At 34.3% G+C, this 12,857-nt stretch carries 14 protein-coding genes; 6 read left to right on the top strand and 8 right to left on the bottom strand.

What is annotated here, in order from left to right:
* Window positions 1-112: 112 nt before the first annotated feature.
* The 3 genes from rlmD to E0I26_RS12645 form a co-directional block, all read right to left on the bottom strand.
* A complete protein-coding gene (gene rlmD / locus E0I26_RS12655) occupies window positions 113-1,525 on the bottom strand; it encodes a 23S rRNA (uracil(1939)-C(5))-methyltransferase RlmD (protein ID WP_131916831.1) in 1,413 nt (470 codons plus the stop codon).
* A gap of 284 nt (window positions 1,526-1,809) precedes the next feature.
* On the bottom strand, window positions 1,810-2,832 hold the full coding sequence (locus tag E0I26_RS12650) for an alpha/beta hydrolase family protein (protein WP_131916830.1): 1,023 nt from the start codon (window positions 2,830-2,832) through the stop codon (window positions 1,810-1,812).
* A 121-nt stretch (window positions 2,833-2,953) separates the two neighbouring features.
* A complete protein-coding gene (locus E0I26_RS12645; protein WP_131916829.1) occupies window positions 2,954-3,478 on the bottom strand; it encodes a GNAT family N-acetyltransferase in 525 nt (174 codons plus the stop codon).
* Window positions 3,479-3,856: 378 nt separating this feature from the next.
* Here E0I26_RS12645 and E0I26_RS12640 point away from each other — a divergent pair, with 378 nt between their 5' ends.
* Complete coding sequence (locus E0I26_RS12640; protein ID WP_131916828.1) at window positions 3,857-4,267, top strand: OsmC family peroxiredoxin; 411 nt, start codon at window positions 3,857-3,859, stop codon at window positions 4,265-4,267.
* A gap of 95 nt (window positions 4,268-4,362) precedes the next feature.
* Here E0I26_RS12640 and E0I26_RS12635 read toward each other — a convergent pair whose 3' ends face one another.
* Both E0I26_RS12635 and cysM read right to left on the bottom strand, forming a co-directional pair.
* Window positions 4,363-5,055: an SGNH/GDSL hydrolase family protein gene (locus tag E0I26_RS12635; RefSeq protein ID WP_235831771.1), complete on the bottom strand. Its 693-nt coding sequence runs from the start codon at window positions 5,053-5,055 to the stop codon at window positions 4,363-4,365.
* Window positions 5,056-5,353: 298 nt separating this feature from the next.
* Window positions 5,354-6,241, bottom strand: coding sequence for a cysteine synthase CysM (gene cysM, locus E0I26_RS12630; protein WP_131916827.1), 888 nt, complete (start codon window positions 6,239-6,241; stop codon window positions 5,354-5,356).
* 398 nt (window positions 6,242-6,639) lie between these two features.
* On the opposite strand from cysM, the gene E0I26_RS12625 reads away from it, so the two are divergent.
* Window positions 6,640-7,338, top strand: coding sequence for a DUF1003 domain-containing protein (locus E0I26_RS12625; protein ID WP_131916826.1), 699 nt, complete (start codon window positions 6,640-6,642; stop codon window positions 7,336-7,338).
* 36 nt (window positions 7,339-7,374) lie between these two features.
* On the opposite strand, the gene E0I26_RS12620 is transcribed toward E0I26_RS12625, so the two are convergent.
* Window positions 7,375-7,653, bottom strand: coding sequence for a DUF2752 domain-containing protein (locus tag E0I26_RS12620; protein ID WP_235831770.1), 279 nt, complete (start codon window positions 7,651-7,653; stop codon window positions 7,375-7,377).
* Window positions 7,654-7,754: 101 nt separating this feature from the next.
* Between E0I26_RS12620 and E0I26_RS12615 the strand changes: the two genes are divergently transcribed.
* Window positions 7,755-7,937, top strand: a complete 183-nt coding sequence (locus tag E0I26_RS12615; RefSeq protein WP_131916825.1) for a hypothetical protein — start codon at window positions 7,755-7,757, stop codon at window positions 7,935-7,937.
* Window positions 7,930-8,481: a Smr/MutS family protein gene (locus E0I26_RS12610; RefSeq protein WP_131916824.1), complete on the top strand. Its 552-nt coding sequence runs from the start codon at window positions 7,930-7,932 to the stop codon at window positions 8,479-8,481. Before E0I26_RS12615 ends, E0I26_RS12610 begins: the two co-directional genes overlap by 8 nt.
* A gap of 139 nt (window positions 8,482-8,620) precedes the next feature.
* On the opposite strand, the gene E0I26_RS12605 is transcribed toward E0I26_RS12610, so the two are convergent.
* A complete protein-coding gene (locus E0I26_RS12605) occupies window positions 8,621-9,565 on the bottom strand; it encodes a hypothetical protein (protein WP_131916823.1) in 945 nt (314 codons plus the stop codon).
* 205 nt (window positions 9,566-9,770) lie between these two features.
* Here E0I26_RS12605 and E0I26_RS12600 point away from each other — a divergent pair, with 205 nt between their 5' ends.
* Together E0I26_RS12600 and E0I26_RS12595 are read left to right on the top strand one after the other, a co-directional pair.
* On the top strand, window positions 9,771-10,673 hold the full coding sequence (locus tag E0I26_RS12600) for an EamA family transporter (RefSeq protein ID WP_131916822.1): 903 nt from the start codon (window positions 9,771-9,773) through the stop codon (window positions 10,671-10,673).
* A gap of 36 nt (window positions 10,674-10,709) precedes the next feature.
* Entirely contained in the window at window positions 10,710-11,834 is a 1,125-nt protein-coding gene (locus tag E0I26_RS12595; protein WP_131916821.1) for a cysteine desulfurase family protein, read from the top strand.
* A 37-nt stretch (window positions 11,835-11,871) separates the two neighbouring features.
* Here E0I26_RS12595 and E0I26_RS12590 read toward each other — a convergent pair whose 3' ends face one another.
* A complete protein-coding gene (locus E0I26_RS12590) occupies window positions 11,872-12,849 on the bottom strand; it encodes an MlaD family protein (RefSeq protein WP_131916820.1) in 978 nt (325 codons plus the stop codon).
* Window positions 12,850-12,857: the final 8 nt, after the last annotated feature.

Below are 12,857 nucleotides of genomic sequence, written 5' to 3'. Positions count from 1 at the left end.
AAATGAAAAATTTCAATGACAATGATAAAAACAATAGCAATGGCAATAGCAATATCAATTTTTAAAATCTGCACCCGAGCTTTTGCGAACTGGCGAAGCAATCAAAAATCAATTATCTTTTTTCCAAAAGTACAACATTCTCCACGTGATGCGTTTGTGGAAACATATCCACAGGACGTACCCGGGTCACTTTGTATTTCTCGTCCATCAAAGCCAAGTCACGCGCTTGTGTAGCCGAATTACAACTTACATAAACCACTTTTTCAGGAGCAATTTTCATAATTTGTTCAATTACGTCTTTGTGCATTCCGTCTCTTGGCGGATCGGTGATAATCACATCAGGATGACCGTGTTGTGCGATGAAACTATCGTTGAAAACTACTTTCATATCTCCTACAAAGAACTCACAATTGGTGATTTCATTGCGTTCAGCATTCAGTTTTGCGTCTTTAATCGCTTCAGGAACACTTTCTACACCAATTACTTTTTTTGCTTTTTTAGAAACAAACTGTGCAATAGTTCCTGTTCCTGTGTATAAATCATAAACGATTTCGTTTCCGGTAAGACCAGCAAAATCACGAGTTATTTTGTACAATTCGTATGCTTGGTCGGAATTGGTTTGGTAAAAAGATTTCGCATTAATGCTAAACTTCAACCCTTCCATTTCTTCCAAAATGTAATCTCTTCCTTTGTATAATTTAATATCGGTATCGTATAAAGTATCGTTCGCTTTGTTGTTCACCACATATTGCAGCGAAGTAATTTGCGGGAATTTCTCGTAAAGATGGTCTAGGATTAATTCTCTGTTGGCTTTGTCGTTTTCAAAAAACTGAATCAACACCATGATTTCACCAGTTGAAGCGGTGCGTAACATCAAAGTTCTCAATAAACCTTCGTGCGCTCTTGGGTTAAAGAAAGTCAAACCATGCTCATTCGCAAAAGCTCTCACTTCGTTTCTAATTGCGTTTGATGGATCTTCCTGTAAATGACATTTATTGATGTCTAGGATTTTGTCCCACATTTTCGGAATGTGAAAACCAAGTGCATTTCTGTTTCCTAAATCTTCGGTGCTGTCAATTTCTTTTTCGGTCAACCAACGGCTGTTCGAAAACGAAAATTCCATTTTGTTTCTGTAAAAAAACTGTTTTTCTGAACCTAGAATCGGTTCGAATTCCGGAAGTTCTATTTTTCCGATGCGTTGCAAATGATTCAAAACCTCATTTTGCTTGTAATACAACTGTTGGCTGTATTTCATATTCTGCCATTTACAACCGCCACAAACACCAAAGTGCTCACAAACCGGTTCTACGCGATGTTCTGAGTATTCATGAAAATGAACCGCTTTTCCTTCATAATAGGCCTTGCGCTTCTTGAAAGTCTGCACATCAACCACATCACCCGGAACCACATTCGGGATAAAAACTACTTTTCCGTCGGGAGCCTTTGCTACCGAAACGCCTTTTGCACCAGCATCAAGGACTTTTATTTGATGAAAGACAACTTTGTCTGTATTTTTCTTTGCCATAGCGCAAAAATAAGCGTTTGAATGGTTTTATAAATTCAAATTGTGAAATATTTTTAATTTCAAGTGTTTTTTATTTGAGCCAATTCCCGCTTTCCGCTGCAAATCCTCGTTCCGCAAGCAGCAACACTACGCCCGTAAAGGAGCTTCTCCCGAAACTTCGGGAGTCGCTCTTTACCGGCAAGTGTTCCAAAGCTTTCGAAACTGCGGGTTTTTCGCTGCAATCGGGGGCAGGGGAATTGTGGGTGAGAATTGGGTTTTGTTGTGCAGGAGGTGGAGTTTTTGATTTATTTTAATGTCCATTTAATAAATTCATTCATAACTGCTTTCCAATGTTCTTTTTCATAATTTGCTCTTCCATTTTCATTTACTTCAAAGAAATTATGTTCTAAATTTAAGTGTCTTTTATATGTCAAGTTTGTTTTTGAATTTTGAATATAAAATAAAGGAACTAAATCGCACAAATCAGAAGCAATATCATTAGTTCCATAAGCTAAATAAGTTGGAATTTTGATTTTCAACCAATCGTTTATTAAAGGTCTTGAAAAAGATTTCCAAGCTAATAAATATGGATTTTTATTCAAAATATCTTCGTCGTAAGAATCTCTATACATTTGATATGTTTTCTCAATTTGTTCATCAGCTTCTTCCCAAGTTATTTCCTTGCTTTCGGCACTTTTTCTATAATCTCTAATGTTTTGGTCAATTCTACCGAATGGATTTGCTCCAAATAAGCCTAAATTGGTAACATTTTCATTGTTCAATGCAATTAATGTTGCCACTTTTGAACCTTGTGAATGTCCTGCTACAATCAATTTGGAATTATTTACCCATTTTTGTTTACGCAAAAATTTCAAAACTTCTTTTGCTCTATTTTCATAATTTTCTAAATAATCAGATTTTACATATTCTTTGTCAAATTCATCTGGTTCATTTGGATTTGGAATGTAACAATAAGATTTATTCAAGTTTTTTTCATTAACAATTACAGGTGTTTTTGGCATAGAAATTACAATTAAATGATAACTTTTTTTGAGTTCATTTAAATCGAAATTTGTAATTCCGCCACCAATCATCCACATTTTTCCTTTTTCAGGTTTTACAAATAAAGGCATAGGTAAAGAACCTTGACAAAATAAGAATATTGGTTTTTTTTCATCTGTTTTAGTGTCAACTAATATAAAATCAATTGTGTCATTTTTTTGTTTCAGACTAAATTGAATCGCTTGATTATTTATTATGTTTAAGTTTTGTCCAAAACTTATTTGAACTAAAAATAGTAGAATTATTGTCTTTTGTAGTTTTTTCATAATATATCTGCCAACGTTCGTTGGGGATTAGGGAAGCCTTATCTTTCGGTTAATCACTATGTTTTCAAGTACAAAGCCATTTCTAAATTAAGCCTTTTGCCCCAATCTACCCAAATGCCTGTTAGCCGTTCGGTTTTTTGGTTTTATTTTTCCATTTGGATTTATCTAAAATCATATTCAAACTAATCCAAATGCTTCCTTTTACTTCTATTTGGCTGAGTTTATTTGGGTTAATTTCAAAACCAGATTTTTCGTAACATCTTATTGCTGATTTATTCCAATCGTAAACATTAAGTTCTACTTTTTCCGCTTCTAATTTCTCAAAACAATATTCAACTAATTTATTTATGATTTTTTCTCCAATTCCTTTGCCTCGAAAACTTTCGTCACCAATAAGAATTCTACAAAGTTTTGCTACTCCATTTTCAGAATGATATATTTCAGAATGCCCAATAATTTCGCCCGATTCTCTGTCTACAACTTTAAACGTAATACTTCTCTTTTCCGTTAGATACTTTTCTAATTGTTCTTTTGTGAGCGGGAATTTAAAAATTGGACCAGAAAACTGAACTAACATTTCTTCACTTACAGCCCAGTTTATTAGTCTGTCGAAATCTGTTTCATTAAACGTTTCAAGTTTTATCATTGATTAAAATTTGTGTTTTCAAACATTTAGTTTATGTTGTTTAGTTTTGCTGTAAACTGACGGCTAACATAGGTCTGACAAAATTATCCCAATCCACCCATTTTCGGCTAGATTGGTCTGCTGAACGTCAGATTTTTTCTTCAAACAAACATAATCAATTAAATACGAAAAATAGCACGTAAATAATGATTTAAACAGATACAGTAAAAAGAGTTTACCGCTTAATTTTTTAAAAATCGAATTGTAACGGATTATGCTAAATGGAGAATTTCAGTTTTTAGAGTAGCACGAACTTTAAATTTTCGTTAAAAAATCCTATTTCTGAAAGTGTTTTTTTGACAAATGAACTAAATTTGAGAAAACATAAATTGTATAATTATGAAAAGAAATGCAACCGCAGTCTGGAATGGTTCACTGAAAGAAGGAGCCGGAAAACTTACCACACAAAGTACCACGTTAAAAGATACACAATATTCGTTCAAATCCCGTTTTGAAGAAGGAGTGGGGACCAATCCTGAAGAACTTATTGCAGCGGCGCACGCAGGTTGTTTTACGATGCAACTTTCGGCTTATATCACCGAAGCTGGTTTTGAAGTTGAAAGTGTCGAAACCAAATGCGACATTGATTTGGTTGACGGAACCATTGTTACATCTCACTTAACTGTACATGCAAAAGTCAAAGGAATTTCGGAAGATGTTTTTCAAGGGTTGGTTACAAAAGCAGAAAAATTTTGTATTATTTCTAAAGTATTGAATGCAGCAATTTCTTCAACGGCTACTTTGGCTTAAAAATTAGGAATTCATAAAAGAAAGGCTCGATTTAAAATTAAATCGAGCCTTTTTACTTTGTAAAGTATTAATTGAAGTAACTTCTTTGTATTCGTTTATTTTTGCAACAAGACTTTTGTGATTGCTTTTTCGGCAAGCGGCGCCATTACTTGATACCCTTTTTTATTGGGATGTACTTCATCATTAGAATACAAAGCAGGCAAACCTTTTCGTTCATCTGCCATAGCCGAAAAGTAATCAAGATATAGAATGTCTTTGGCGTCAGCGTAATTTTTTATCATTTCATTTAGAGCCACCACTTTTTCTGCGGGATTTTGATTGGGTTTCCAAGAGAAATCGTAAGCTGGCAGTACAGAACAAAGGATTACTTTAATCTGGTTTACTTTTGCCAATTCAGCCATCGAGAATATATTATTTGCAATCATATCCAATGTTGAAGGGCCAGTATTGCCTGCAATATCATTTATTCCGGCAAAAATAAGCACAGCGGCTGGTTTTAAAGCAATAACATCGGCTCTGAAACGGATTAGCATCTGAGGTGTGGTTTGACCGCTAATGCCGCGATTAACGTATGGTTTTCCGGCAAAATACTGAGGATCTGTTATACTCCAAAATTCGGTTATGGAATCTCCCATAAATACAATCCTTTTTTGTCCGGGTGCTGCCGGTTTGAGATTAGCATTTTCATTTTGGTATTTATTTAAATTTGGCCAGTCCTGAACCTGTGCTTTTCCTCCCATAACGATTGATAAAAATAGAATGCTGTAAATTAATGTTGTATTTTTCATTTGTAACCAGATTTGAAATTCATTAGCTCATAAAAATATAAAAAAAGTGCTACTGGAAATGTTGTGAAACAGTAAGATAAATTTAAACCACATAAGAAATATAAGTACACATAAGCCTAATAATATAAACTAAAACTTAAATGACCTTATATTTCTTATATGGTTAAAAGAAGAAAACTACTTTTTTAAAAGGACTCTGTTTATGATTTTTACACAAAATCCAGTAGAACAAAAAAAAGAATCAGCATTACTTTTTATATCAAAAAGATATACAAAGGGAAGGTTGATTTGTAATTTTTTAATCAAACAAATCCGAAGACAAATAACGATCGCCGCGGTCACAGATGATAGCAACAATCACTCCTGATTCTAATTGATTCGCCACTTTTATAGCGGCAGCCACTGAACCGCCACTGCTCATTCCTGCAAAAACGCCTTCTTCAAGTGCCAAGCGTTTCGTCATGGCTCGCGCTTCCTCTTCAGAAACTTCAATGATTGTGTCTACTTTTTTGGCGTCAAAAATTTTAGGTAAATATTCTTCAGGCCATTTTCTGATTCCCGGAATTTGAGATCCATCGCTGGGTTGAGCGCCTACAATTTGAATCGCCGGATTTTTCTCTTTCAAATACGTGGAAGTGCCTATAATTGTTCCCGTTGTTCCCATAGCAGAAACAAAATGGGTTACGGTTCCTTCGGTATCATTCCATATTTCCGGACCAGTTGTTTTGTAATGCGCTTTCCAGTTGTCGTCGTTTGCAAACTGATTTAGCATAATATAACCGCCTTCGGCCACTTTTTTATCAGCGTAATCTCTGGAACCGATTATTCCGGTAGCTGCGGGTGTCAAAATCACGGTTGCGCCATAAGCACGCATGGTTTGGGTGCGTTCTTTGGTGGAATCTTCCGGAAGAACCAATTCGATTTCTATATTGAATAATTGGGCAATCATCGCCAAAGCAATTCCCGTATTTCCACTGGTTGCTTCAATGAGTTTGTCTCCTTTTTTGATTTCTCCTCTTTCCAGTGCGGAAGCAATCATATTGTAGGCTGCGCGATCTTTTACGCTGCCTCCAGGGTTGTTTCCTTCGAGTTTCAGTAAAAGTTTTACGTTTTTATTTTGTATCAAATTAGTAGTTTCTACTAAAGGCGTGTTTCCAATAAGGTCTACTATTTTTTGTGGTCTCATGCTATTTTGTGTCTTATGTTTTAATTGTAATAATCAGATTCTAATTGATTACAATACGTATTCGTTTTTGAACAATGTTTCTAAATAGAGTATTTTAAAAACAGCAACAACAATAGCAGAAAGGAATATTTTTGTAGTTCAGTAACATTTTTATGGTTTTAAAACGAAGCACAAAGATATTGAACTATTTCGAATTATTTCTTTCTTAAAACATAAAGCTATGGTGTTTATTGAGACACTTTTGTTAAATAAATTGATATTAAAAGCAATGGGTATTGCTGTTTTAAATTTTTTTAAGACAAAAAGCTGTTGCGTATCTGTTTTATTTTCAATGTGTGTGATCCGATTATTAGTTTTGGTGAAAGTGTTTTTTTAAATTAGCCAATAAATAATTAAATATGAAATCCAAGACTACTTTTATAAGCGATATTTCTCAAAAAGAATTTCCAATAGCGGATAAAATTTCTGCTAAATTAATCAGAAATCCAATTCTGGCTCTCATACAAAAGGATTATCCTGATTTTGATGAGGATAAATTCTTAGCAATTGGGGAGTTGAATATGTATCGGGAGAAATACATATCTAATTATTTAGTAGTCGAAATAGGGGAGTTGTCAAATCTGGAAACGAAGGTAATTGGATCTTTAAACGAAGATAAATCTTTAGTTAGTGTTGTTGAAGATGAAATTGGAGTTCGAACGATGGGTCAAAAAGTGGCGGATAAAGTTGCTGCTTTTGGCGGAAGCTGGAAATTTATAATTTTTTTTGGAGTATTTATTTTGTTGTGGATTTTGGCCAATATTTATATCCTCTTGAATAAAGGATTTGATCCGTATCCATTTATTTTGCTGAATCTAATTTTGTCGTGTCTTGCCGCACTTCAAGCTCCGGTGATTATGATGAGTCAAAATCGTCAGGAAGAAAAAGACCGGGAAAGAGCCAAAAAAGATTATATGATTAATCTGAAATCAGAACTTGAAATCAGAATGCTTCATGAAAAACTGGATCATTTGATTATGCATCAACAAGAAGAATTAATAGAAATTCAAAAAGTGCAAATCGAAATGATGAATGATATTTTGACTCGAATCAAATAATTTTTTTGTTTTAAAAAAGTCAAAAAAAGGAACTCGTCAGTAGTGCTTAAAACAATAACCTGCAATCATAAAAACACCATTTAAGATGGCGGAGCCAATGATGAGTTTTTTGTAATTCCTGTTTTTATCGATACAATTAAAACCTAGAATTCCCAAAAATAACAGGGTGGTAAAAATGGCTGGATACATCTTAAAAGCACCTTCAAAATTACCCTGCAAAAGCAGCAAAAATCCTCTCTGAAAACCACAGCCCAAACACTCCATTCCAAAGAGCGTTTTGCTTAAACAGGGGAGCATGTATTTTTCTAAATCCAATGGTTTTTCTTTTTACAATTTTACGAAAAAATAAGAAACGGTTGCGATAATAATTGATGCAATTTTAAATTCATTACTTTTGAAAACTGATAGTTAAAAAGATGAGAAAGTTTATAATTCCAATAATGGTTATCGCCATCACTGTTGCTTTATACGAGCAAGTGAGTGCCGAAAAAAATGTGTATATAATGGTAATTGCAATTGTAGTTTTCATGATGGGAATGATGCAATTGAGTGCCAAAACGCCAAGTAAAAATCAAGATAAAGAAGACGAAAATGTTTAACAAAGGAGATAAGGTTTCAGTGCTTGACGAAGCGATGAACGGAGTAGTATTATCAGTCAAAGACAAGCAAGTTACGATAGAAACTGAGGACGGATTTACGATGACATTTTTTGTCAACGAATTGATTAAGATAAACGATTCCAGTAACTTACTTGATTCTATCAGAAGAATTAATGTAAGTGAGGTTTCAAAAGAGAAAGAGATCCCAAAACCGCGAAGTTTTGTGAAAGAAAAGAAATCAAAACACGAAATTCCGGCTCCGGAGTTTGATTTGCATATCGAAAAACTGGTGCCAAATAAACGCGGAATGTCGAACTATGACATTTTGACTTTGCAGACTGAAACGGCAAAACGTCACATTGAATTTGCCATTCGTAACCGCATTCCAAAGATTGTTTTTATTCACGGAGTGGGTGAAGGAATCCTAAAAGCAGAGCTGGATTTTTTATTGGGACGTTATGATAACATTGCTTTTCAAGAAGGCAATTATCAAAAATATGGTCAAGGAGCAACAGAAGTTTTTATCAAGCAAAGTGCCATGTAAGTTTTATTTTGGTTTTTAAAAGCTCAAAAAAAGGTCCGGTTTTTAAGCAATTTTCATTAGAAAATGTACTTAAAAATCGGACCTTTTTTGGACTTAAAAACGGTTGTTTTTTGTCTCAAATTTTACGGCTTATTTGGGATTAATTCGTAGTTAATAATTCACCATAAATGTAATTATCACCCAAAATAAAATCACTGTTTCCTTTCTTCATTTTTGCTTTTTTAAGGACAACGGTATGTTTAAAACCATTTCCCAAAGTAGTAGTTGTTACTTCCACAATGCCACTTTCGTTTGCCACTCCAGCTACTGCAATCCATTCTTCGCTTACTGCAGGAGTTGCCGGAAAAGTGGTGTTACAAAAATAAGCACCAGTTACTAAACCGGAGAATAATCGATACGTAAGTTTGTTTTTTGTGTCGCTTATCAATCCGGTTCTTGGAGTATTTAGCGGTGTCGCTTGATTAACAATTAAAGCGGGATCAATGTCTAGGATAAGTGCTTCACTACTATTGTAATCATACAATTGTTTAGAAGTCGGGCATTGTTCAAGCGTCTTATTGAATGCAAAAGGTAAAGGAGTAGCGTTAATTACATGGTCACCAAAAGGGAATGTTTCGTACACTTGTGTTCCGTTACTTTTCACAAATGTGATATTTTTGAACGTGATATTATGATTGTAACCCGTAATTTTAGTGCTGTTATCCTTTTCATCTGTGGTTTTAACAGCGGTAGTGTTTATAATTATTTTTCCACCGGAAGTAGTCCATTGATCCATAACAATTGGTGTTGCCGGCGGAATGGTTTCGCAAATAGTTAAAGAAGTTACCGCTCCATTGTAAAAGCGATAAAATACACGATTTGAGGTATTAATGTCTAATTCTTGAGATTTAGTTTCGGTTGGGAAAGTGAATTCCTTAAGTTCAAGAATAAGGGCTTCGCTATCTTTTAGCTTGTAGAAGATGCCATTTGTAGTGCACTTTTGTGTGTCAACATCTTCAAAACTAATGTCTTCTTGAATTAAATCACCATCATCACAACCGTTTAATAGTAACGCAAAAACCAGTAGGCTTACAACTCTTTTCATTTTTATAATATTTGTAACAAAAATAGAATTTTTAATTTGTTCCAATTGCATTCCCCTTTAAAAATAGATTATTTAACAGGATATTGGGTTTTTAAATTTCAAATAGTGAGAGGAATACAATAGCGAGTGCTTTATTGTATTGCCGCGATCGGATGAATTTAAAGCGAATAGAAATCATTATCTTTGCGCAAATTTTACACTAAAAATGAGAACTAATAAATATTATTTAGCTGCTTTCTCAGCGTTTTTTCTCTGGGGGTTTTTCAGTTTAGCATTAAAACCGATACATGCTTATCCATCGTTGGATATTTTGTTCTATCGGGTGTTTTTTAGTGTAATTATGATGGTATTAATTAATATTATTTTTCGACGAAATGTAATACGACAAAATTGGAATCATTTCAAAAGTATGACTGCCAAACAACAGAAAAATACTGTTGCATTGACACTTGGCGGCGGTGTATTTCTATCTTCAAACTGGTTTGTTTATATTTATGTAATGAATCATGTCAGCGTGAATGCGGCTTCTTTGGCGTACTTAATTTGCCCGATTCTCACTACCGTTTTTGCCTTTTTTATGTTGAAGGAAACACTAACTAAATGGCAATGGATTGCAGTTGGGATAAGTGTTTTCAGTTGTGTTTTATTATCATTCAATCATTTTAAGGATATTTTTTACAGCCTTATTACGGCAGCAACGTATGCTTTATATTTAGTGAGTCAGCGAAAAAATAGTGATTTGGATAAATTCTTGAGTCTAACCATTCAATTGGTTTTTACAGCATTAATTCTGTTGCCTTTTTACCCCACTTACAGCGGGCCAATTCCTACGGAGCCTTTGTTTTATACTTGTTTGTTAATGATTGTAGTTTTTTTTACAATTATTCCGTTGTTTTTAAACCTGTATGCACTCAAGGGAATCAATTCCTCTGCGGTGGGAATTATGATTTATATCAATCCCATTATTAATTTTTTAATGGCAATTTTTTATTATCACGAACAAGTGAGTACACTCCAACTATTTTCCTATTTCCTGATTATGATTTCGATAGTTGTTTTTAATGAAAGAATACTCTTTTCTAGAAAATCGAAAAACGTTCCAACATAAATAGATGGTGTAAAATAATTTTATAATTTTCAAAAAATGAAAAAAGTATATCTCGATAATGCTTCTACTACTGCTATTCGTGCCGAAGTGATCCAGGAAATGACCAAAATAATGACCGAAGAGTATGGGAATCCTTCCTCAACGCATAGTTTGGGTCGTGCCGCCAAAAGTATATTGGAACTTTCCAGAAAATCAATAGCTAAGAACCTAAATGCGACAGCACAGGAAATTATTTTCACATCCTGTGGTACCGAAGCCAACAATTGGATTCTTCGTTCTGCGGTTAAAGATTTACAGGTAAAACGAATTATTACCAGTAAAATAGAACATCATGCAGTTTTATATACGGCTTTAGTATTAGAAAAAGAATACGATATTCAAATTGATTATGTGGATGTTAAACCAAATGGAGAAATTGACATCACACATTTAGTGGAATTGCTTTCGCAGGAAAAGAAAACATTGGTCAGCCTGATGCACGTGAATAATGAAACTGGGAACGTTTTAGATTTGGAACGAATAGGCCGCATTTGCCAAGAACACAATACCTTATTTCATTCGGATACGGTTCAATCCATTGGAAAAACAGCGATTGATTTACAAACCATTCCTGTTGATTTTATTGTGGCAAGTGCACATAAATTTCATGGGCCAAAAGGTGTTGGATTTGCTTTTATTCGAAAAAATTCTGGATTACAACCCTTGTTTTTTGGTGGCGAACAAGAAAAAGGATTGCGAGCCGGAACCGAAGCGTTGCACCAAATCGCGGGTATGGCAAAAGCATTGGACGTTTCCTATGCCAACTTAGAAACGGAACAAAATCATATTGCTCAGTTGAAAAGCTATTTGATTGCCCAACTCAAAATTGAATTTCCTGAATTTAAAATCAATGGAAATCCAGATGGTTTTTATACTGTTTTGAATGTTTTATTGCCTTTTTCAGAAGCAAAAACAGCTATGATATTATTCCATTTAGACATGAAAGGAATTGCAGTTTCCCGCGGAAGCGCCTGTCAATCCGGAAGTATAAAGCCTTCGCATGTTTTAGCCGAAATGCTTTCTGTAGAAGATTTGAAAAAACCGAGTTTGAGAATATCTTTCAGCCATTTCAATACAAAAGAGGATGTTGATTTACTTATTGAAGCGTTGAAAACAATATAAAAAATCTGCTCGAAAGACTGGTTTCTTATGTTATGTCTTATTTTTTCTGTTCTTTACTTTTTGCTTTTTCCAGTTTTCTAAAATAACCCCGAAATAAAAAATTGTGTTTCAAGGCTTCCATATTTTCATTTAATCGAAAACTGGCATCATTTATATTTTTCATAGTCGAATCTATTTTTCGAACTAAATTTGGGTCATTAGAAAGGTAATTAATGGCGCCTTTTCCGTCTTTAATATTTACAATTGTAGTATTAAGATTGGTTACTACTTTGTTTATTTCAGTGCTGGATTTATCTAAATTGCGAACTACCGCTTTCATATCATTGGCTACAGCCGTATCTTTCAAAAAACCTATCACATTATCTTTATTTTCTAAGGAAGAAATGAGTCGGTTTAATTTTGTCACGGACTCCGAAGTTCCTTTTCCGGTAATTTTTAAATAGCGTATGGTTTCTTTCAGGTTATTGGCTACAGTGGAATCTTTAATCAATAAACCCACAGTTCCTTTGCCTTGATTTATTTCCTGCGTGATTTTAAGTAAATCAGCAGTAAGAAGCGCCGCATTTTTATTGGTCACGCCAAGGGTATTCAGTAAATCATCCGTACGAATACGGTTTAAGGATTGAATCTCGTCACCCGGGGCTACTGATGCTTCCATCCCTTTTCCGGGAATAATATTTATGATCATATTACCTACCAATCCATCGGAGCCTATAGTGGCAATAGCGTTTTTCCTAATGTGAGTAAAAATGTTTTTTTCAATCAGCATATCGACTTTAATAGTAGAATCATTGATCATTTCTATTCCGCGTACAGTGCCAACATTTATCCCAGAATACCGTACATTATTGCCTAATTGTAATCCACTTACGTTATTGAAGACCGCTTTCAGATGATTGGTTTTTCCAAACATTTTTTGCTTATCGCCAATGAAATACACTGCCAGTACAAATAGCGTTAATCCGATGATTACAAAAAGTCCAAGGCGCATTTTTTGTGATGTCGTTTTTTCCATATCTATTC

Source organism: Flavobacterium rhamnosiphilum (genome assembly GCF_004349195.1).
GTDB lineage: Bacteria > Bacteroidota > Bacteroidia > Flavobacteriales > Flavobacteriaceae > Flavobacterium > Flavobacterium rhamnosiphilum.
Note: the sequence above shows the minus strand (reverse complement) of the source record. Positions and strands in the feature narration are given on the sequence as shown.